General features: G+C 61.4%; 22 protein-coding genes and 1 tRNA gene. 7 read left to right on the top strand and 16 right to left on the bottom strand.

Translation table 11 applies throughout. The features are described from left to right. The 5 genes from AC1D2R_RS29740 to AC1D2R_RS29720 all read right to left on the bottom strand — a co-directional run. Positions 1-320 (bottom strand): electron transfer flavoprotein subunit beta/FixA family protein (locus AC1D2R_RS29740; RefSeq protein WP_477973127.1); only part of this gene is annotated, 320 nt, incomplete at its 3' end. Between the two features lie 173 nt (positions 321-493). Further along, positions 494-1,282, bottom strand: a complete 789-nt coding sequence (locus AC1D2R_RS29735) for a rhomboid family intramembrane serine protease (RefSeq protein WP_477973125.1) — start codon at positions 1,280-1,282, stop codon at positions 494-496. Positions 1,283-1,321: 39 nt separating this feature from the next. Further along, entirely contained in the window at positions 1,322-1,900 is a 579-nt protein-coding gene (locus tag AC1D2R_RS29730; RefSeq protein ID WP_477973123.1) for a cob(I)yrinic acid a,c-diamide adenosyltransferase, read from the bottom strand. A gap of 24 nt (positions 1,901-1,924) precedes the next feature. Continuing rightward, positions 1,925-2,128: a twin transmembrane helix small protein gene (locus AC1D2R_RS29725; RefSeq protein WP_477973121.1), complete on the bottom strand. Its 204-nt coding sequence runs from the start codon at positions 2,126-2,128 to the stop codon at positions 1,925-1,927. Positions 2,129-2,146: 18 nt separating this feature from the next. Further along, positions 2,147-2,980: an SDR family oxidoreductase gene (locus tag AC1D2R_RS29720; protein WP_477973120.1), complete on the bottom strand. Its 834-nt coding sequence runs from the start codon at positions 2,978-2,980 to the stop codon at positions 2,147-2,149. 76 nt (positions 2,981-3,056) lie between these two features. Here AC1D2R_RS29720 and AC1D2R_RS29715 point away from each other — a divergent pair, with 76 nt between their 5' ends. Then, positions 3,057-3,971: a YihY/virulence factor BrkB family protein gene (locus tag AC1D2R_RS29715; RefSeq protein ID WP_477973118.1), complete on the top strand. Its 915-nt coding sequence runs from the start codon at positions 3,057-3,059 to the stop codon at positions 3,969-3,971. Here AC1D2R_RS29715 and gluQRS read toward each other — a convergent pair. Continuing rightward, a complete protein-coding gene (gene gluQRS / locus AC1D2R_RS29710) occupies positions 3,936-4,814 on the bottom strand; it encodes a tRNA glutamyl-Q(34) synthetase GluQRS (RefSeq protein ID WP_477973116.1) in 879 nt (292 codons plus the stop codon). The genes AC1D2R_RS29715 and gluQRS overlap by 36 nt on opposite strands. On the opposite strand from gluQRS, the gene AC1D2R_RS29705 reads away from it, so the two are divergent. Continuing rightward, positions 4,813-5,499 (top strand): DNA-3-methyladenine glycosylase family protein, encoded by a 687-nt coding sequence (locus tag AC1D2R_RS29705; RefSeq protein ID WP_477973114.1) that lies wholly within the window; start codon positions 4,813-4,815, stop codon positions 5,497-5,499. The genes gluQRS and AC1D2R_RS29705 overlap by 2 nt on opposite strands. A 111-nt stretch (positions 5,500-5,610) precedes the next feature. Further along, complete coding sequence (locus tag AC1D2R_RS29700) at positions 5,611-6,168, top strand: HNH endonuclease (RefSeq protein WP_037059323.1); 558 nt, start codon at positions 5,611-5,613, stop codon at positions 6,166-6,168. 22 nt (positions 6,169-6,190) lie between these two features. Here AC1D2R_RS29700 and AC1D2R_RS29695 read toward each other — a convergent pair whose 3' ends face one another. The 3 genes from AC1D2R_RS29695 to AC1D2R_RS29685 all read right to left on the bottom strand — a co-directional run bounded on the left by AC1D2R_RS29695 (position 6,191) and on the right by AC1D2R_RS29685 (position 9,197). After that, complete coding sequence (locus AC1D2R_RS29695) at positions 6,191-6,703, bottom strand: disulfide bond formation protein B (RefSeq protein WP_477973112.1); 513 nt, start codon at positions 6,701-6,703, stop codon at positions 6,191-6,193. A gap of 22 nt (positions 6,704-6,725) precedes the next feature. Next, complete coding sequence (locus AC1D2R_RS29690; protein WP_477973110.1) at positions 6,726-7,322, bottom strand: YqaA family protein; 597 nt, start codon at positions 7,320-7,322, stop codon at positions 6,726-6,728. Positions 7,323-7,451: 129 nt separating this feature from the next. Continuing rightward, positions 7,452-9,197 (bottom strand): cation:proton antiporter domain-containing protein, encoded by a 1,746-nt coding sequence (locus AC1D2R_RS29685; protein WP_477973108.1) that lies wholly within the window; start codon positions 9,195-9,197, stop codon positions 7,452-7,454. Positions 9,198-9,506: 309 nt separating this feature from the next. Between AC1D2R_RS29685 and AC1D2R_RS29680 the strand changes: the two genes are divergently transcribed. Both AC1D2R_RS29680 and AC1D2R_RS29675 read left to right on the top strand, forming a co-directional pair. Further along, a complete protein-coding gene (locus AC1D2R_RS29680) occupies positions 9,507-9,833 on the top strand; it encodes a hypothetical protein (RefSeq protein ID WP_477973106.1) in 327 nt (108 codons plus the stop codon). Then, complete coding sequence (locus tag AC1D2R_RS29675) at positions 9,823-10,071, top strand: hypothetical protein (RefSeq protein WP_477973104.1); 249 nt, start codon at positions 9,823-9,825, stop codon at positions 10,069-10,071. Before AC1D2R_RS29680 ends, AC1D2R_RS29675 begins: the two co-directional genes overlap by 11 nt. A 335-nt stretch (positions 10,072-10,406) precedes the next feature. Here the strand turns inward: AC1D2R_RS29675 and AC1D2R_RS29670 are convergent. Together AC1D2R_RS29670 and AC1D2R_RS29665 are read right to left on the bottom strand one after the other, a co-directional pair. Beyond that, positions 10,407-10,491 (bottom strand) — tRNA-Leu (locus tag AC1D2R_RS29670). 121 nt (positions 10,492-10,612) lie between these two features. Continuing rightward, on the bottom strand, positions 10,613-11,911 hold the full coding sequence (locus AC1D2R_RS29665) for an MFS transporter (RefSeq protein WP_477973102.1): 1,299 nt from the start codon (positions 11,909-11,911) through the stop codon (positions 10,613-10,615). A 127-nt stretch (positions 11,912-12,038) separates the two neighbouring features. Between AC1D2R_RS29665 and AC1D2R_RS29660 the strand changes: the two genes are divergently transcribed. Beyond that, positions 12,039-12,683, top strand: a complete 645-nt coding sequence (locus AC1D2R_RS29660) for a TetR/AcrR family transcriptional regulator (protein ID WP_477973100.1) — start codon at positions 12,039-12,041, stop codon at positions 12,681-12,683. Between the two features lie 336 nt (positions 12,684-13,019). Here AC1D2R_RS29660 and AC1D2R_RS29655 read toward each other — a convergent pair whose 3' ends face one another. Further along, on the bottom strand, positions 13,020-14,000 hold the full coding sequence (locus tag AC1D2R_RS29655; RefSeq protein ID WP_477973098.1) for an aldo/keto reductase: 981 nt from the start codon (positions 13,998-14,000) through the stop codon (positions 13,020-13,022). Between the two features lie 177 nt (positions 14,001-14,177). On the opposite strand from AC1D2R_RS29655, the gene AC1D2R_RS29650 reads away from it, so the two are divergent. Then, the gene (locus tag AC1D2R_RS29650; RefSeq protein WP_477973096.1) at positions 14,178-15,830 is read left to right on the top strand and encodes an AMP-binding protein; all 1,653 of its coding nucleotides are present in this window, start codon (positions 14,178-14,180) and stop codon (positions 15,828-15,830) included. On the opposite strand, the gene AC1D2R_RS29645 is transcribed toward AC1D2R_RS29650, so the two are convergent. The 4 genes from AC1D2R_RS29645 to AC1D2R_RS29630 all read right to left on the bottom strand — a co-directional run bounded on the left by AC1D2R_RS29645 (position 15,805) and on the right by AC1D2R_RS29630 (position 20,399). Continuing rightward, a complete protein-coding gene (locus AC1D2R_RS29645) occupies positions 15,805-17,082 on the bottom strand; it encodes a GNAT family N-acetyltransferase (RefSeq protein ID WP_477973094.1) in 1,278 nt (425 codons plus the stop codon). The genes AC1D2R_RS29650 and AC1D2R_RS29645 overlap by 26 nt on opposite strands. A 4-nt stretch (positions 17,083-17,086) precedes the next feature. Further along, positions 17,087-18,499, bottom strand: coding sequence for a lipopolysaccharide biosynthesis protein (locus AC1D2R_RS29640; RefSeq protein WP_477973129.1), 1,413 nt, complete (start codon positions 18,497-18,499; stop codon positions 17,087-17,089). A 126-nt stretch (positions 18,500-18,625) separates the two neighbouring features. Next, positions 18,626-19,744: a D-alanine--D-alanine ligase family protein gene (locus AC1D2R_RS29635; RefSeq protein ID WP_477973093.1), complete on the bottom strand. Its 1,119-nt coding sequence runs from the start codon at positions 19,742-19,744 to the stop codon at positions 18,626-18,628. Positions 19,745-19,778: 34 nt separating this feature from the next. Continuing rightward, positions 19,779-20,399, bottom strand: coding sequence for a C39 family peptidase (locus tag AC1D2R_RS29630; RefSeq protein ID WP_477973091.1), 621 nt, complete (start codon positions 20,397-20,399; stop codon positions 19,779-19,781). Positions 20,400-20,545: the final 146 nt, after the last annotated feature.

Genomic DNA, 20,545 nt, shown 5'->3' with positions numbered 1-20,545 from the left:
GCGTCGACGACGCCCTTGAGGATCTTGGCAACTGCGAGCGGCTCGACCTGATCGTCGGTCTCGACCAGGATCGCCCGGTCGGCGCCCATGGCCAGTGCCGTGCGCAGCGTTTCTTCGGCTTTGGCCGGACCGATCGACACGACGATCACTTCCTCGGCCTTGCCGGCTTCCTTCAGACGCAGCGCCTCCTCGACGGAAATCTCGTCGAACGGGTTCATCGACATCTTTACGTTCGCGAGTTCGACGCCTGTGCCATCCGGCTTCACGCGGATCTTCACGTTGTAATCAACCACCCGCTTGACGGGGACGAGAATTTTCATGGGGTCCTTCCTTCAACTCTTTCGCCAAGAAAATGCGCGCTTCGGCGGCGCTCCGATTGTCGAATGGCGACATGGATACGCGTTTTTCCTCCAAACACAACGCTTCCATGACGCAGACAGGCAAATTGCCCCCCGCAATATATAACGTTTACGTTCACGTCAATAATGCAATTCTATCGCTTGCCCCAGGGCAGGCGATGGCGAGGCTGTTGTCCGGGGATTGCCACCATCGCAGGCGTGGATCCGGGCCGGTCCCTGACGGCTCTGGGCGTCACTACCTCGCGGTCGAACAGCGGCACGCCGCGGCGGCGCATGACGAGCACCAGCAAGCCGCCGGCGACGATGCCGCCGACATGCGCGCCCCAGGACACGCCGCCGTCCGGATCGAGCGCCAGCATCGCGAACTGCTGGCCGATCCAAAGCACCAGCGGCACGAAGGCCGGCAACGGCAGCGGGACGCGCATGAACACCAGAACCCAGACCTTCACTCTTGGATGAAGCACCAGATAGGCTGCCACGACACCGGAAATTGCGCCCGAGGCGCCGATCAGCGGCGCTTCAGAGGTCGTTCCAACGAGACCGTGGCAAAGCGCGCCGGCAATCGCGCAAAGGAGATAAAAAGCGAGGAAGCGAAAATGCCCCATCGCATCCTCGACATTGTCGCCGAACACCCACAGGAACAGCATGTTGGAGGCGAGATGCCAGAAGCCCGAATGGACGAAGGCGTAGGTGATGTAGGTCAGCGGCTCCGGCACGAGTTTCAGTGACGGCGGAAGCGCCGCATAGTCAAAGGCAACGGCTGGAATGTAGCCGAGACCTACGAACGTCGCCTTCGACACCTCGTCAGCGGCAATTATACCGGTAAACAGCCAGACAACGACATTGGCTGCGATCAGACACAAGGTGACCCACTGGAGCTTGATGTGCTTCAGCGTGTTGGCATCGTGGAGCGGTATGAACATGCGGGCCCATCCCCGGGTTTCCTGTGATCTGGGACAAGCCTATCTGTTTTTCCCCGGAACCCAAAGGACATCCGCAAGGCCGCGATCGTTGGCGTGACGTGCGGCAACGAAGAGGAAATCCGACAGCCGGTTGACATATTTCAGCGCTGCCTCGCTGACGATTTCGCCCTTGCTGCGGGCAAGCGTCACCATCAGCCGTTCAGCCCGACGGGTGATGGTTCTGGCGAGATGCAGGTGAGCTGCGGCCGAATGGCCGCCGGGCAATACGAATGATTTCAGCGGCTGCAGATCGGCGTTCAGCTGGTCAATGTCGCTTTCTACGCGTGCCACCTGCGTTTCGATGATGCGCAGCGGCTCGTAATCGGGCTTTTCGCCCGTATCGGGTGTTGCGAGATCGGCGCCAAGGTCGAAAAGGTCGTTCTGGATAAGCATCAGCATTGCGTCGAGCACCGGCAAGCCCTGCATGTGCAGCCGCGCGATGCCGATCGCCGAATTAGCCTCGTCGATGGTGCCATAGGCTTCGACGCGCAGATCGTCCTTCAAACGTCGCGGACCGGAGACCAGCGCGGTCGTGCCGTCGTCGCCTGTCTTGGTATAGATCTTGTTGAGCTTAACCATGCTTCACCCTCCCATTTCTCGATATCAGGTAGGGCGACCGCCGCCGGTCAGCCAGAGCGTCAGCATGATCAGCAACACCGCAATTGCCTGCAGGAGTACGCGCAGCTGCATCAGCTTGTTGGATGTATTCGCGTCGCCGCCCTTCAGCATGTTGAAGAGGCCGCGGATCAGCACGATGGCGACGAGGCCCATGACGATGATCGCGAGAACATAGGTGACCGTAGACATTCGTTGGCGCTTTCCTGGTCAGTCCACCCAGCGCATCAGACGGTAGAAGAGATCGGCGGGAAGCAGTCTCTTCAGTACCATGCCCTGCTTTGCCGGGGTGGTTACGGGGTAATGTGGTCTCGGGCTATTTGAGTTCAATGCGTGCTTCAGCACGGCATAGACGGCGTCCGGGCCAAGCTTATGTCGGCTGGGCTCACCCGATCCGTCAAGGCGTGCGAGCTGACGGCGGTAATCGGTCGCATGCACCGAGTTCCTGACGTCGATGTGTTCGTTCATCTTCGCAAGCGCGTTGGCCGTAAAGCGCGACGTGATCGGCCCCGGCTCGATCAGGCTCACGTGGATGCCGCTGCCCTGAAGCTCCATGCGCAGAGTGACGCTCAGACCCTCGAGCGCGAATTTCGAAGCCGTGTAGGCGCCGCGGTAGCGATAGGGCACGACGCCGAGGATCGACGAGCACTGGACGATGCGGCCCTGGCCGCGCTTGCGCATCAGCGGGATGATTTGTCGCGTCAGTTCATGCCAGCCGAAGACGTTGGTTTCGAACTGTTCGCGCAGGACGTCGGTCTTCAGGTCTTCGACCGCGCCAGGCTGGCCATAAGCGCCGTTGTTGAACAGCGCATCAATGCGACCTCCGCTTACCCCCGTCACCTCGCGCACGAAGTCCGTGATCGAATCGGTGCTGGTGTAGTCCATGCGAAACGCTTCGATGCCGTCGGCTGCGAGCGGAGCTAGATCTTCCTGCTTGCGAACGGTCGCGAAGACCCGCCAGCCGTCCGTTGTCAGGGCGCGGGCACAATAGGCACCAATCCCGGACGAACACCCGGTAACGAGGATTGTGCGCTGATCCGACATGGAATGATTCCTGTACAAAGTCGGACTCGTTTCCCATATTCGGAGGGGCGACACAATGGGAATGCCGGGAGTTGGAATGCCGAAGATTTTTCGCATCTTCTATGATGTCGCTTACGATGCGATCTGGCATTTCATCGAGGATGACGGTTTCGCCATGGCGAGCCATGTTGCGCTGTCGATCCTGCTTGCGGTTTTCCCGTTTCTGATCTTCGGAACGGCACTTGCCAATTTCCTGGGCGCAGACCAGTTTTCCTCGACAGCCGTGCACCTCGTCTTCGATACCTGGCCGGAGGCGATCGCCAAACCGCTGGCTGACCAGGTTCTGCAGGTGCTGACCGTTCCGCGCGGCGGGCTGCTGACGATTTCCGTGCTGGCCGCCGCCTACTTCGCGTCGAACGGCGTTGAAGCGTTGCGCATCTCGCTCAACCGCGCCTATCGCGTTCAGGAGACGCGTCCCTGGTATTTCACCCGGCTTGCGAGTCTCGGCTACGTGCTGATTGCCGTCGTCATTTTCGCGGCTATCAGCATTCTGCTGGTGGCAGTGCCCCTGGCGCTCGACTATGCCCGCCGATGGTTTCCGCTGTTTGCCGAGACGCTTGATGTGGTCTTCGACTGGCGTATCTACGGCACACTGTTCGTTCTGACAGTCGGCCTCTTCGTTGCACATCTCTGGCTGCCGGCTGGGCGGCGGCGGATTCTGGATGTCGTGCCGGGCGTGCTGCTGACGCTGGTCTTCTGGTTTGTCGGCGCCCTGATCTTTGCCTATTACCTCGCGACATTCGCCAACTATACGGCGACCTACGCCGGTCTTGCTTCGGTGATGATCGCGCTCATTTTCCTCTACATGATCGGGGTGATCTTTATCATCGGCGCGGAGATAAACGCGGCGCTGATGAAGTTCCGGGTTCGCGCGATCTTCAACCACAATTTCCTGAGCGGCCAGGCGCCGAAGGCGTCAAAGCCCGACAAGATGGCGGATGTCAGCCGCTGAGAGGCCCCTGTCGCGCAGTTCCGCAAGTCCCGTGTCACCTTGGCTCTTGGAGAGCTTGCGGCCGTCGCTGCCGACAATCAGGCGGTGGTGGTGATACGTGGGCGCCGGCAGATCGAGCAGAGCCTGCAGCAGCCGGTGCACGGAGGTGGCGTGGAAGAGGTCGAGCCCGCGCACGACCTGGGTTACTGCCTGCAGCCCATCGTCGACGACGACGGAGAGATGATAGCTCGACGGCGCGTCGGATCTCGACAGCACGACATCGCCCCATACGCTGGGATCGGCTGTGATTTCACCTCTTTCTCCGTCGCCCGTTTCTTTCCATGACAGCGCACCAACGAGTGCCAAAGCCTTTTCCATGTCGAGCCGCCAGGCATGCTTCAGCCCGGAGGCCAGCAGTTGCTGACGCTCGACCTCGGAGCGATCGCGGTCGTCTGGCGGATAGAGCAGCGAGCCGTCGGGGTCGCGAGGCCAGGTTGTGGCGGTGTCCTGCAACGCCGCGACCCGAGCCTTGACCTCGCCTCGGGTTAGAAAGGAGGGGTAGGCAAGTCCACGACCGATCAGGTGGCTTAGCGCGGCGTGATAGTCTGCGAAATGCGCGGACTGCCTCCTCGCCGGCGCCTCCCAGGCGATGCCGAGCCAATCGAGATCAGTATAGATGCGGGCCTCGAAATCGGGTGTACAGCGCGTCAGATCGATGTCTTCGATGCGCAGCAGCAAGCGTCCGCTGGCCGCATTCGCCATGTCGCGGTTGAGGAAGGCGGAGAGTGCATGCCCGAGATGCAGTGGCCCGTTGGGGCTCGGTGCAAAACGAAAGACGGGCTTTTGACGGGGATTCGCGATCATGCTTTCTTCTGCCACGGATTCGAATCGATCGCGAGGAAGCGTGGAGATCATTCGCAGTGACGAGGATGTGAGAAAAGGCCTGGAGCAGTTGCTTCGCCTCGATCCGCGGCTCGTCGCCATTGCCGCGGAGGCGGGGTCCCTTCCGCTGCGGCTGCGCGAGCCCGGCTTCGAGGGATTGGCACATATCATCGTCTCGCAGATGGTGTCGCGCGCCAGCGCCGAGGCGATCTGGCGTCGCATGCTGCCCGTCGACGGGATATTGACGGCAGAAAATTATGCCCTGCTCCGTCCCGAGGCCTGGCGGGATTTCGGTCTATCGCGCGCCAAGGCCGAGACCCTGTCGCGCATCGCGGAGGCGGCCGCATCCGGCGGCCTTGATTTGTCTGCGCTCTCCGGCAAGCCGCCTGCAGAGGCGCTAGCCGAACTGACGGCGCTCAAGGGCGTCGGTCCGTGGACGGCACAGGTCTATCTGATGTTCTGCGGGGGCCATGCCGACGTTTTTCCCGCCGGCGACGTGGCGCTTCAGAACGCCGTAGCTGCGGCATTCGGTCTCGACGAGCGACCCAATTCAAAAAAACTTGCAGCGCTGGCAGAGGCGTGGTCGCCGTGGAGATCCGTCGCAGCACGGCTTTTCTGGGCTTACTATGCAGTAAAGCTCGGGCGCGGCCTGTTGCCTGTGGCCTGAACTGCAGCACTTATAAGCGCCACGGTCCTGCTTGAATTTATTGGACTTCACAATGCCGTCACAACCGGCCTAATATAAGAATGCAGATGCCGAATCGATCAGGAGAGTCCCTTGACGATTGCAGTCTCCCCCCAGGCCCTGCCAGCGCTCGTCCTGAACGCTGACTACAGGCCGCTGAGTTATTATCCCTTGTCGCTCTGGTCCTGGCAGGACGCGATCAAGGCGGTCTTCCTTGACCGTGTGAATATCATAGCAGAGTACGAACACTCGGTTTCCTCCCCGAGCTTTTCGATGAGGCTTCCGAGTGTCGTGTGCCTCAAGACCTATGTTCAGCCATCCCGCAATCCCGCTTTCACGCGGTTCAACGTGTTCTTGCGTGACAGGTTCGAGTGCCAGTATTGCGGCGAGCACGACGATCTGACTTTCGACCATGTCATCCCTCGCGCCCATGGCGGCGAGACGACCTGGCAGAATGTCGTGGCGGCTTGTTCCCCCTGCAATCTCAGGAAGGGCAGCAAGCTGCCGAAGCAGGCAGGCATGTTCCCGCATCAGAAGCCGTATCAACCGACGGTGCAGGATTTGCACAACAATGGCCGGCTCTTCCCGCCGAACTATCTGCACGACAGCTGGCTCGACTACCTCTACTGGGATAGCGAGCTGCAGCCCTGATCAATTGTCGATCACGTGAGGCTCATGCCGATTTGCGCACGCCGATGAAGGCAAATGCTGCAAGCACGATGCTTGCGACGACGTTCCAGCCCGCGAAGGACAAGCCGAGAACACGCAGTGCTGCGTCCGTGCAGGACGGGCCCTTGATCGTATTGAGCTCCGTCAGCAGATCCCCCGCGTTCTGAGACATGCTGCTGGCAGTGGTGGAGCAGGTGGCGGGACCCGCCCAGAAGTGCCATTCGACACCGGCGTGATAGACGCCCATGCCGGCGCCGACGACCATCAACATGCCGCCGGCAAGCAGGAATGTGCGGCCGATCCAGTTCGGCAGGCCGATCGCCGAGGCGAGAGCGCCGATGATGACGATCGGGATGGCGTAATAGTAGGGCTGGCGCTGCATCAGGCAAAGCGCACAGGGAATGTAGCCGCCGATGTACTGGAAGCCGAGCGCGGTGCCGACGACGATCGCCATGCCTGTGGCAAGCAGGATCGAATAGAGGAAGGCCGGGCGGCGCAGGGAGAACGAGGCAGTCATGCAAGAGCTCCGGGCGGTTGGCTCAGTGGGCGAGTAATTTGTAGGCGATACCGAGGGCGATCAGGACGGCGGCGCCAATGCCGGCAATCTGGCCGAGCCGCTTCTCGATGAAGTGTCGGATCGATTCGCCATAGCGGCGAAGCAGCCAGGCGAGAAACAGGAAGCGTGCGCCGCGGGCAATGATCGCCGAGACGACGAAGAAGCCGAGGTTCATGTGAATGACGCCGGCGAGAATCGTCACCACCTTGATCGGCGGCAGGTGCGCCAGACCGGAGGTTACGAGGAGCAGGAGCAGGATTTCCCACTCGTCGTGAATGTAGACCCTCAGCTGTTCGAAGGCGTCGAGCTTGCCGTAGAATTCGAGAACGGGGCGAGCGATCGCGTCATAGGCGTAGTAGCCGAGCATCCATCCGGCGATGCCGCCGAGAACCGAGGCGACGGTCGCTACCAGCGCATATCGGTAGGCGCGCTCCGGCTTTGCAAGCGCCATGGGCAGGAAGAGAACATCGGCCGGAACCAGAAAGATGGAGCTTTCGACGAAAGCGATAACGGCAAGCCAGACTTCCGCCGATTTGCGGGCGGCAAGCGACATGGTCCAGTCGTACAGTCTGCGGAGCATTCCGATCCTTTCGCGTTGGGTGCATGAGCTTTAGGCGGCGTGGATCCGCCTGTAAATGCTTGCTGTGTCGTTCATGCGGCGGCGCGGCGAAAAATTCTTCGTGATCGGCGGCGTCCGGTTGCGGGAAATTCAGGACGCCACGCCGGAGATGTGGTCGTGTTCCTGTCGCATGACGTTCATCTCGGTTCGCTCGCGCGCCATTTCGCTGACCGCCTGGCGCAGGGTGGGGTGCTTCGCGGTGAACATGTTGAAGTCGCGCCGTTCCAGCACGAAGAACTGACAGAAGTCGACCGCGACCACGTCGGCAGTGCGGCGGCCCCCACTCAAAAGCGCCATCTCGCCGAAGAATGCACCCGGATCCAGCCGGATCGGCCCGCCGGGGACTTGTACTTCCACCGCACCCGAGGAGAGAAAGTACATGCCGTCGCCGCGGTCGCCCTTGCGCATCACGCGCTCGCCGGGCAGGGCGGATTTCGGGCGGAAGAGGAGCAGCAGTTCCTCCTGCGAGTCCTCGCCGACCTTGGCGAACAGCGGGAAGGTTTCGATCAGCTCCTGCATCTCCAACTGATGCTGGCGCTCGCGCTCTTCGTTTACGCCGCGGATCTTTTCGAGTTCACGGCCGAGCGCCTCGTGCCTGTGGTGACCGAAGTGCGCGTAGAGCGCCGGCCACCGTCGACGCACATGCGCGTCCAGCGCTTCCGCGCCAACGCAGACGAGAGGGTTCGCCGTGATCGAAATGATCGCAGCTGCCAGAATGACATCCTGCCCTTCATGCGGCAGCAAGCCGAGCGAAACGCCAAGGCTTGCAAGGATGAAGGAGAATTCACCGATCTGGGCAAGGCCGCCGGCCACTGTCAGGCCCATGCCGATCGGATAACGAAGCAGCACGACCACGGCGAACGATATGATTGCCTTGCCGACGATGATCAGTCCGAGCGCAGCAAGAACGGCCATCGGCAGGCGCACGAGAATCGACGGATCGAACAGCATGCCGACCGAGACGAAGAAGAGCACCGAAAAGGCATTCTGCAGCGGCAGCGAATCGGCTGCGGCCCGGTGGCTGAGATTGGATTCGCTCATGACGACGCCCGCGAAGAAGGCGCCAAGTGCAAAGGAGACGCCGAAAATTTGCGCCGAGCCGAAAGCAATGCCGAGCGCGATCGCCAGAACCGTCAGCGTGAAGAGTTCGCGCGAACCCGTTCTTGCAACGCGGGTCAGAAGCCAGGGCACGACCTTCGGCCCAAGGAAGATCGCCATGACTGCAAAGGCGCCGACCTTCACAAGCGTGAGCGCGATCGTCAACGGCAGCGGCAGACCTGCGCCGTGTGCTGCGGCTTCGGCCGGGTGGCCGCCGAGCAGTTCTGCAAGGGCGGGCAGGAGTACCAGTGCAAGGACCATCGCCAGATCCTCGACGATCAGCCATCCGACGGCGACACGCCCGCTGGCCGAGTCGACGAGGTTATGCTCTTCAAGCGCCTTGAGGAGAACGACGGTGCTGGCCACGGAAAGGCTTAGGCCGAAGACGATCCCGGCGCCGAGCCCCCAACCCCACCATTCCGCGAGGCCGATACCGAGGAGTGTAGTGATCAGGATCTGAACGATTGCGCCGGGGACGGCAATGCCGCGCACGGCGAGCAGATCGGCTGCAGAGAAATGCAGGCCGACGCCGAACATCAAAAGGATGACACCCATCTCCGCCAGCTGGCCAGCAAGGTCCGTATCGGCGAAAAAGCCGGGCGTAAGTGTCATGACAATGCCGGCCATCAGATAACCGACCAACGGCGGCAGCCGCAACCGATCGGCGATGTAGCCGAGCACCGCCGCACAGACAAAGCTGACGGCTACGGTGGCGATAAGCGATACTTCCTGATGCACGTGGCGCTTTCCCTTTTGGCGGCGCCACTTTGACCGAAGTGCGAGGGAAATTAAACAGTTGATTTGGAGCGGAACGCGTGTGCGTCGCCACGGCGGGGGGGCTCAACTGGGGGTGGCGGTGTACACTCGAAGGTGCAGCGGCATCACGAAAACGTTATGCCGTTCGTTTCCGCTGCTCTTCATTCTTTTCCCGACTCAATTGCTTTGTAGCGGGTTCGGGCGCATTGTCGGTCCTTCAGCAGCCACTTTTACGGGCGCTGCTGGTTGAGGGTCACCAAACCCTAGCCCTACACCGAAAGGAGGACCTTGATGTCTTCCGACGTGGATACAAAGCACCTCTCAGGCGACGATCTTGACTTTCTGCACGGTATTCTTGCCGAGGCGGGATACTCGGGCCAAGACCTCGAGCGGCCTCGCTCGGCCGGCGTTGCCGCCAACCTCCTGATCCGTCTGTTCCAGGAAGGCGTCACAAGCCACGCCGATCTCACCTTGCAGCTCGAACGTCATTTCGGAACTTTCGTGCAGGTGCGAAAGAGCTCGATTTCTCCTTTCCATCGCTATGCAATCCAGGGGCTTCCGCTGAGACTTCGGAAACGTCCCGCGCGGCTGCCGCGTGAAAGCAAGAATGGACATTGAGGCACCAAGCTTCGATGCCGACGATGCGCTGCGCAGCGGCGAATGCCGCCGCGTATTCGATCAGGCGGCCAGGGCGCTTGTGCTCCGGGCCGTCCAAGCCGGCTGGCGGGAAAGCGAGTCTGCGATGGCGCTCGCCGATGCTGCCGACCGCTACGTGATGTACGTCGCTACCGTGCCTCGCAATGCTCCCATGGCTGCGAACAGCAATCTGCTGCCGAGCGCTGGCTGCGGGGTGTGACGAGCAGTTCGTCAGCGGTTAAGCGTCTCTCCCCGGATGTCGGCCGATTGATCTGACTTTATCATTGCCACAATGAGGTCGTGTTCGAATATATGGGACCGCAGCGTTTCGTTTAGATCGATCAGCTGGCCTCGAGCCAAACCACTCGCCTCCCCACGAAGCCTTGTCCCGTCAATAGAGGCCTCCAGCGAAGCGATACGCTTCCTGTCCTCCGTCACACGCCTCCGTGACAACTCCAGATCGCTTAGAGAGTAGGTCATCGGTGGATCATAGCACGCTTTGGTGTCGTTGCATCGCCCTTGGCCACTGTTCAAAATTGATGTGGTTTTCGTCGGTGGTGCCCCATGCCGGAGTCGAACCAGCACTTCTTTCGAAACTCGATTTTGAGTCGAGCGCGTCTACCAATTCCGCCAATGGGGCAACGGATACCGACGAGGCGGGTGTCTAACATGCGTTTGGCCGCGCGCGCAAGACGGCGGGTGAAGTTATCGGGCTGATTTGATGGAGTTCCGGCCGAAGGCATTCGGCCGGAAGCGGCGGTTCAGTGAGCGATGGCCGGGCCGGGTGCGACGACGCCGGATTTCTTCAGCGTGATCGCGAGAACGGATGCGAGCAGGCAGAAAGCGCCGGCGACGAAGAAGGCTGGCAGGTAGCTCGACAGTTCCGTGCGCGACAGCCCAGCGCCATAGGCGGCGGTAGCCGCGCCCAGCTGGTGACCGGTGAAGATCCAGCCGAAGACGATGCCCGCCTTTTCGCGGCCGAAGCGGTCGGCTGCGATCTTCACGGTCGGCGGAACGGTGGCGATCCAGTCGAGGCCGTAGAAAACAGCGAAGATCGACAGGCCATAGAAGCTGAAATCGCTGAAGGGCAGGAAGAGCAGGGACAAGCCGCGCAGGCCGTAATACCAGAAGAGCAGCCAGCGGTTGTCGAAGCGGTCGGAAAGCCAGCCGGATCCAATGGTGCCGAAGAAGTCGAAGATGCCCATGACGGCGAGCACGCTGGCGGCTGCCACCGGCAGGATGCCGAAATCGCCGCAGAGGGTGACGAAGTGGGTCTGGATCAGGCCGTTGGTGCTGAGGCCGCAGATGAAGAAGGTGGCGAAGAGGATCCAGAAGGTGGAGGTCTTCGACACGTCCCTGAGCACGGTGATCGGCGTGGCGAGCATCGCGAGCAGGCCGGTTTGCGCCGGCGGCGGCGGGGTGACATGCTCTTCGCCGAAGGACGGCAGGTTGAGATCGGACGGACGGTCGCGCATGAAGCCGAGAACCACTAATGCCGCGAACATGATCATGCCGCAAACGAAGAAGACGGTTGCGCGCCAGCCGTAGCGCTCGGTCAATTCCGCCATGAAGGGCAGGAAGACGAGCTGGCCGGTCGCGGAACTTGCCGACAGCATGCCGACGACGAGACCACGGTGCCTGGTGAACCAACGGGCCGAAACGGTCGCGGCAAGTACCATGGCTGTCAGGCCGGTGCCCAGGCCGACAACGACGCCCCAGAGGAGAAGCAGCTGCCAGAGTTCGGTCATGAACAGTGAGCCGATGAAGCCGCTGGCGATCATGATCATGGCGAAGACGATGACCTTGCGGACGCCGAAATAGTTCATGAAAGCCGCCGAAAAGGGGCCCATCAGGCCGAAAAGAAGCAGGCGCACGGCCAGCGCCGACGAGATCTGCGACGTCTCCCAGCCGAATTCATCCTGTAGCGGCTTAATGAGCACGCCAGGCGCGCCCATGGCGCCGGCTGTGACGAGCATGGTGATAAAGGTTGCCGCGACGACAACCCATCCGTAGTGGATGTTGCGCCGTGCCAGCGAAGATGCAAGTGCAGTGGAGACCATTGGGCTGTTCCGTTTGGGGGTTGTCGGAAAGGATATTATGGGCCTTTAGATGATGGTCATCATAATTGTTGCTTATTGATGATGGACGTCATATAAATTGTCAAGCAGCTATTTTGCGGAGAACCGAATGCGGGTCAGCCGAGAGAAATTTGCCCAAAACCGGGAGAAGATCCTGCAGGTTGCCGGCGTGCTCTTTCGCGAGAAAGGGTTTGACGGCATCGGCGTTGCCGAAATCATGAAGGCCGCGGGAATGACGCATGGCGGCTTTTACGGGCATTTCGAATCCAAGGAGGATCTGGCGCTCGAGGTCAGCCGCGCCCTGATCGAGAAGGTCAAGATCCGCTGGAAAGAGATCATATCAGCCGCGCCGGACCGGCCGCTCGCTGCGTTGGTCCACCACTACCTCGCACGTTGCAGCGTTGACGATCCGGGCGGCAGTTGCGTTTTTGCCTCGCTCGTGCAGGAGGTGAGCCGCAGCCGCGGTGCGGTGCGCGAAACGTTCAACGACGGGCTTTCGGCGCTGGTGGATATCCTCTCCGGGATCGTCCCGGGCGGTACGGACAAGGAGCGCCGAGACAAGGGGTTCACGACGCTGTCGGCGATGATGGGGGCCGTTATCCTGGCGCGCGCAGTGGAAAGCCGTGAGCTTTCCGACAGCTTCCTTTTCACCACGCGGGATGCGCTCTCACCGGTAAAAAACAGCGACCCTTCAGCCGCGACTGGCGATCAGGCCGCTGATTTCGACGGTTTCGGAGAAGCGGTCATCGGGTGAGAGTAGCTCCAGCACGGCGCGAAGAGCGCGCTCTAAGGCGTCGGTGCTGGGGCCGAGATTCTCTGGCGCGTTTGCCGGTCTTGCACAGCCGAGATCGACAAGACGCCGCCCGGTGCAAGCCGGCGCGCACGACAATGCGTTCGATGAGCTGGTCTGGATGGGGACCGGGTAACGAGTATAGTCGGCAGCGTTGGAACGGAAGCGGCGGGCTTCAAAGGGATTGGCGATCATAGACAACATCCTTCGAGGGAAGGGCTCAATCGCGGAGCTTGAACGGTGACCGGTTCGTGATCGTGTCGGCGGCTGCGACAAAGGCGCTTCCCTACCCGTCTGGCGTTACTTGAAGCCCTCGATCCCATGAGGAACATAGGGTTCCTCCAGTGCCGCAACATCCTCGGGCGCGAGCTTGACGGAGAGCGCGCCAGCGGCATCGACCAGGTGGTCGGGTTTGGAGGCACCGATAATCGGCGCGGTGACAGCGCTTTTCTGCAAGATCCAGGCCGTGGCGATCTGCGCCCGGGAGACGCCGTGCTTTTGCGCCAGTTCGCCAACGGTACCGATGATCGTACGGTCGGCGCCTTCCGCCTGGTGGTAGAGGGTCTTGCCGAACTCGTCGGTCTCGCTGCGCGCTGTCTTTTCGTCCCAAGCCCGGGTCAGACGACCACGGGCGAGCGGGCTCCACGGGATCACGGCGATCTTTTCGTCCTGGCAGAAAGGCAACATTTCGCGCTCTTCCTCGCGGTAGAGCAGATTGAGGTGATCCTGCATGCTGACGAACGGGGTCCAGCCATTGGCCCGTGACGTGTAAACCATCTTGGCGAACTGCCAGGCATACATGGAAGAAGCGCCGATATAGCGGGTCTTGCCTGCCTTCACGACATCATGCAGGGCTTCCAGCGTCTCCTCTATCGGGGTCGAATAGTCGAAGCGGTGGATCTGGTAAAGGTCGACATAGTCAGTGCCCAAACGCCGCAGGCTGTTGTCGATCTCGTCAAAAATGGCCTTGCGCGACAGGCCGGCGCCGTTCGGCCCTGGCCGCATGCGGTTGAAGACCTTGGTGGCGAGCACGATATCGTCGCGCCTGGCAAAGTCCCTGATCGCGCGGCCGACAATCTCTTCCGAGGAGCCGTCGGAATAGGTGTTGGCCGTATCTAGGAAATTGATGCCGAGGTCGATCGCCTGCCTGATCAGGACGCGGCTCTCTTCCTCGCGGAGTGTCCAGCTATGGTTGCCCCGGTCCGGCTCGCCGAATGTCATGCAGCCCAAGCAGATCTTCGAAACCTCCAGGCCGGTGCCGCCAAGTTTCACATAGTCCATGAAATTGCTCCGTCACGATCGCCACCCCCGCGCTTCTCTTGATCTAGGGCGGCAATGCCGAAAATGTCAGCCTTCGGTCGAAGAATGTTTGGCGCTTCGGCGTAGCCGGGGTCCGGCGTGCGCTTGCGCGCGCGGCGCACAAGGTGTTAGCTGGTGCAACATAATCGGACTTTGCTCATGAAACTGCCGCCGCGCGATCGCTATGACGATCTCTATCGCGATTTTGCCTGGACCGTACCGGAGGATTTCAACATCGGCCGGGCCGTCAGCGATGATTGGGCCGAACGTTCGCCGGACCGCATCTGCCTTGAGCATTTCAGTCCGCATGGCAACCACCTTTCTATGACGTACGGCGAGCTCGCTGCCCGCTCCTCGTCGCTTGCCAATGCGCTTGTCTTCTCCGGTTTCAAGCGCGGCGACCGCATCGCATTGCTTCTGCCGCAATCGTTCGAGACTGTGATCGCGCATGTGGCGATCTACAAGATGGGAGCAATCGCGGTGCCGCTTGCGCTGCTGTTCGGCGTCGAGGCGCTGGAATATCGGCTCAGGATTGCCGGTGTCGCGGCTGTGATCACCAATGGCTTCGGGCTCGAGCGAATTCGGCAGATCAGAGAGCGGCTGCCCGATCTGGTGTCCGTCATCAGTGTCGACGACGCTGGCGATGCGGTGTCCTTCGCCGGGCTGGTGGAAGCTTATCCGCCTGTTTTCGAGGTTGCGGCGACCGGACCGGACGAGCCGGCGTTGATGATCTTCACCTCAGGCACAACAGGGCCGCCGAAAGGCGCGTTGCACGGTCATAGGGTTCTGGCCGGCCACATTCCGGGTATGCAGTTTGCGCATGAGCGGTTTCCGCAGCCTGGCGACAAGATGTGGACCCCGTCGGACTGGGCCTGGGCGGGTGGTTTGCTGAACGCGCTGCTGCCCAGCCTTTTGCTTGGCGTGCCGGTGGTCTCGTCGCCGGCGCAGAAGTTCGATCCCGACATGGCCTATCGCATCATGGCAGAGATGAAGGTGCGCAACGGCTTCATTCCGCCGACAGCACTTCGGCTCATGAAGGCAGTGCCCGATCCCTTCACCAAATACGATCTTGTGCTCCGGACGATTGGTGCTGCCGGTGAGTCGCTCGGCGCGGAGACCTACGATTGGGTCAGGCGTACGCTCGGCATAGAGGTCAACGAGTTTTACGGCCAGACCGAGTGCAATTTTGTTCTGTCATCGAGCGCTGCCATGGGTGTCAGCAAAGCGGGCGCCATCGGCCGGCCGGTGCCGGGCCACCGCGTTGCCGTCGTAAATGGCAGCGGCGAAGAGCTGGTCGCCGGCGAGGCAGGCCAGATTGCGATCAAGCGCCCTGATCCGGTGATGTTTCTCGGCTACTGGAACGATCCTGCAGCGACGGAGCGCAAGTTTGTCGACGACTGGCTGGTGACCGGTGATATCGGCCAGCAGGACGGCGAGGGGTATATTACCTTTCTCGGCCGCGACGACGACGTCATCACGTCCTCCGGATACCGGATCGGGCCCGCAGAGATCGAGGACTGCCTGAGCGGGCACCCGGCTGTGCAGCTAGCTGCCGCTGTCGGCAAGCCGGACCGGCTCCGCACGGAGATCGTCAAGGCCTATGTCGTTCTGGTGCCGGGCATTGAAGCGAGCGCAGGGCTTGCCGCCGATATCAGCGACTGGGTGAAAATGCGGCTTTCGATGCACGAGTATCCGCGCGAGGTCGAATTCGTCGACGAGCTGCCGCTGACGACATCAGGCAAGGTGATCCGCCGCCTGCTGCGGGAGCGGGCCGCCGCCGAAGCTGCTATCCCCGCTTTGCAAGCGATATGATTTTCTGGCGCAGCATCTTCGCGACATTGCGGGTGCTGCTGTACATGTGAAGCTGGGCTGCGACCTGGCGCACATCGCGGTCGCCGTTTTGTGACAGGCCAATCACCAACGTGCCCATGTCTTCACGCTCTCGCCAGAAACGGCTCATGACCGGATGATCTGGGACGGCGCAGGAATCGGAGCGTACGATGTTGGCGTCATCGAGATGCCATTCCGTCAGCTCTCCCATCAGCAGCTTGCCTGGCGAATATCGTGCATAGGTCTCGTCATAGGCGGTCTTCCACGTGTAAGCCTCGCCGCCCATCATCAGCACCACCGTTGAGGCGATTGCCTGGCCGTTGAAATCGATGCTGTGTATACGCACCGCATCAACGGCTGCGAGATTGGAGATGGCCTCGCGGGCAAAGGCGGTGTGATAGCGGTCGGTGACGAGCGCGCTCCGCCTCTTGCCTTTCCAGCCACCGCCCTCGAGCGCAAGAAACTCCTCGAAGCGCTTGTGGATGTCGTGTGGTTGACGCGCGACGCTGTAGGCAACCGCGCCCTTCTCCGCCAACAGCCGCCACTGCCTGCGCATCTCGCGCATGTGGGAGGAGGAGACGGCCTTGCCAAGATAGACTGCGGCATCCTCGTCGCTCTGCAGCATCGGCCGCTGATAGGAATTTGTGATTGTGATCGGCAGGTTGCGGCTGATGGCGACTGCGCGCGCCATGCGCGCGAAGATGCCGTTCAGCCGCAAATCGGGCAGGACCAGGATGCGCGGCAGCCGCAGATCGCCCGCGATCAGCCCTTCAAGCAGATTGTCGAGCGTCTCGGCAGCGTCTTCCGTGTCGATCAGAGGTGTGCCCAGCGGCGCGAAGCTGTTCGACCAGACACGGATGATGGACGGGCCGACGGCAAATCCGGGTTTCTCCACGGAGAAAGGCATCAGGACACGCAGGCGGCTACGGCCATCGCTCCGGTCGCGCAGCAGGGCAAAGTTGACCTGCCGATCATCCAGCCGCGGCATTGCCGGCGCAAGGAAACGGCCGGTGAAAAAGACGTTGGGCTCCAGCGCGCGGTTGGAGAGAAAGTCCAGTTCATCCTGAAGCTCGTATCCGAGCTTGCCGGAATACACGCAAAGTTCGCGACCGGGTCTTCCGATGTCGATGCGTGCTTCGGCCTGCGGCGTATCGAAATCCAACGCCGCAAGTTCGTGAACCATCCGGTTGGCGGTCGCATCTGTCGTCTGGGTAGCGGGGGGATGGCGTACCATTCTGTCAGGCTTCCATGTCTTTGCGCGTTTTGGCCGAATTGGCGAAAGCGAAGAGGGCGATGCCGAGCGTGCGGCGGACGGCAAGATGCAGGAGCATAGCTTCGACGCCCATGGCCGTCGCGGTCGCGACCGCTGCCCCCTCTATACCGAAGCGCGGAATGAGGAGCACGTTCAGGCTAATGCTCGCCGCCAGGGCGCCGGCGTAGAGCAAGGCGCAGATGTTCTGCTTGCCGGCCATCATCAGCAGCGTCTCGGCTGGCCCCACCAGCGCCTTGGCGAGGATACCGGCAAGCAGGATGGCCATCAGAATGTAGCCGGCTGTGAAAGCGCCGCCGAACAGCGACAGCAGGAGGTGCCCGGCGGCGAGGACCACTAGCCCGACGGCCAGCGCCGGCCAGAACGTCCATCTGGCGGCGTCGATCGCGGCTGCAGCCAGTTCGGAGCGCGGGCCCCCGGCGATGATGCTGGAAAAACGCGGGCCGGAGGCGGCCTTGACGGAAAAATTTATGAAGTGAACCAGCGACATCGTCTTGGCGGCGGCGAAGTAGATCGCGACATCGTGAGGCTCCAGGAAAATGCCGACCACGACAACGTCGGAGTTCGTCAGCAGGAAGCTAACCCCTTCGATCAGGAACATCGGAAAGGCCACGCTCAGCCAGCCGAGAAAATCGATCTTGCGCGGGCCTGCGTGATAGTGGCGGCGAAGGCGCACCAGGGTCGCTACATACTGCCCCAATGCCGTCACATAGGTGGCGACGAGCGCCGCCTGCATGGCGGTCACTGCCGTATGAGGCGCACCGAGGCCGATTGCGGCCAGCATGAAGAGAATGATCAGAACCGGGCGGATGATGTAGGCCGGGCCGAGTGCCATGACCGGCCAGTGGTTGGCGCGCGACGTGCCTTCCAGGATGTCGCCGAGCGCAATCATCGGCATGGCGAGAAGGCCAAGGAAGATCGGAACGACGTAGTAGGCGTGGATCCTGTCGCCGAAGAGGTGCAGCGCGATCATGCCGACGGCAAGCATGGCGGTTCCCGACAGTAGCCCGAAGATGCGTGCGGTTCCGGTCAGCCCGCGAATTTCCGCAAGGGCGCCGGCAGCTTTGTAGTGCGGCAGGAACCGGACGATGGCGGTGTGGAAGCCGAGGCAGGACAGGTCGCCGAAGACAACGATCAGAACCCAGACGAAAACGAAGATCCCGTATTCGTATTCGCCCATCAGGCGGGCGAGAGCGATCTGCGAGACGAAGGCGAGCGCGGCGCTGACTATCCGGATCGAGAATGCCGTCAACGCCATGCGCCGGGCAACGGCCTTTTCGCCACGCCCGGTCAAAAGCTCCGCAAGCATGCGCAACGCGCGGCCGCCCGAGGGGCGCAACCCGGCAGGCAACATCTTTTCAGCTGTCTCGATGACTGCCATCATGAACACGCAAAACTCTCTGGCAAATCGTGCTCCGAGTAGTGCCAGAACAGCGTTAAGAAACGGTTGTGACCGCGTCTATTTGCTTAAAGGTTGCAGCGGTTGGATCGATCCATGTCGCTGATGTCAGCGGCTGCCGCGGGCGAGCGCATGGTCGATCAACCGGTCAACGATCTCGGAGTAGCGGACACCGCTCGCGGCCATTGCCTTGGCGTACATGCTGATATCGGTAAAACCCGGGATTGTGTTGAGTTCGTTGACGACAAACGTCATGTCGGCGGTGTGGAAAAAGTCGACCCGCGCCATGCCGTCGCAGCCGAGCGCCTTGAATGCCAGCCCGGCGGCCTGCCTGATCTCCTCCTCGACGTCCTTCGGCAATTGTGCCGGAACCCTTAGAACGGCGCCGTTCTCATCGATATATTTCGCTTCATAGCTGTAGAAGCCGTGCCCTTCCGAGGGGGCGACCCCGCCCGGCAGGGAGATGAAAATCCCGCCGTCGGCATGCTCCAGCACGCTGCATTCGATCTCCCGTCCGCGAACGAATTCCTCGGCAAGCAGCTTGCGGTCGTACTTGAAGCCTTCCGCCAGCGCGGCCGCGAAGTCCTCGGCCTTGGTTACCTTGCTGACCCCAACCGAGGACCCTTGGCGGGCAGGCTTGATGAAGATCGGGAGGCCGAGCGTATTCACCAACTCGTCGAAGGATGGTGTGTCGCCGGTGTGAATGCAGACCGATCTTGCCACCGGCAGGCCAGCCTCCCTCAGCAGTCGTTTGGCAATATCCTTGTCGATGGCGGTTGCCGAGCCCAGTATGCCGCAGCCGGCGAGTGGCACGCGGGCGACCTCCGCCAATCCCTGAATTGAGCCATCTTCGCCGTGCATCCCGTGCAGCACCGGGAACAGAACGTCGATGCGAGGCAGCTCAAATGCGGGCATGCCGTCGGAGATGGCAATCAATCGACCGAAGCCGCCCGGCAGCAGGCAAAGCTCGGTCGCGCCCGCTGCTGTTGCTGCAGACGACAGATCGGTGGTCGGATCCGCCATCGTCCAGCGACCGTCCTTCGTCACGTAGATCGGAACCACGTCGTAGCGTTCCGGCTCGAGTGCCGTCAGGACGTTGGTTGCCGACAGGATCGACACATCGTGTTCCGGAGAGCGGCCGCCGAATAAAACCGCCACGCGCCGTCGAGCTGTTGCCGGTCGATCCCTACTGTCGCTCGCCTTTGGGTCCCGCAATGTGCCTGTCATGAATAGTCCCCTCAATCTTTCCCGGTCTTGATGCTCAGAATGTTATGGCGATACCGCGATTGGCGAAGAAGCGGTCGAAGTTCGGTACCGGCAAGGCGACATTGGCCTGGCTGCTCAGGTCGTGACCGGACGGGTTGTGAAAACGAATGGTTTGCGAGCTTGCAGCCGTTACCAGGACGAGGTGCCCGCCTTTCGACGTCGGCTCTCGGTCGGGCCAGCGAATCTGGCTGTTTACGGACGCCATGAAGTACGTCCTGCTCTGAAGCAGCGCCGGAATGTCGCTTGTCGGAAGATTGGTGATCGTCTCTGCCTTGAGGCCGAATGTCTCGGCAACGAAAGTGACGAATGGTGCGTAGATCAGGCCCTTGATGGAACGGTCGGCTTCATTGACAACGTAGCCGCCGAAGGCGGTGCATGCTCTGGCCAGGTCGATGGTTCGGTGAATGTCGCCGCGTGCGGCCAGGACCATCTTAAGGCACGCCATGCCGCAGATGTTGCTGGCCCAGCGCGCGTATTCCTCGACCGTCGCTGCTCCGGATTCCCGCCAGAGTGGATCGCCAAGGAGGGCCGATGCGCCTTGCGTGACCACCGGCATCGTCATCGCCGGCGTTTCCCATTGGCTGAAATAGGGTACCGCTAAGGTGTCAGTACTCATGAAATCCCTCGGCAATCAAATCAACGATGCCGGCAAGCTCGGCGAACAAAGCGACGCTTTTGCGGCTGAATGATGTACCGAATGAGATATCAGGAGTTGTGTGAAAACCGGTGCAGACTGGAAACGAAAGGCCCTCGCAACATCTC

The organism is Rhizobium sp. P1_C7 (genome assembly GCF_056406295.1).
The sequence above is the reverse complement of the archived record's forward strand: the minus strand, read 5'-3'. Positions and strand labels throughout refer to the sequence as shown.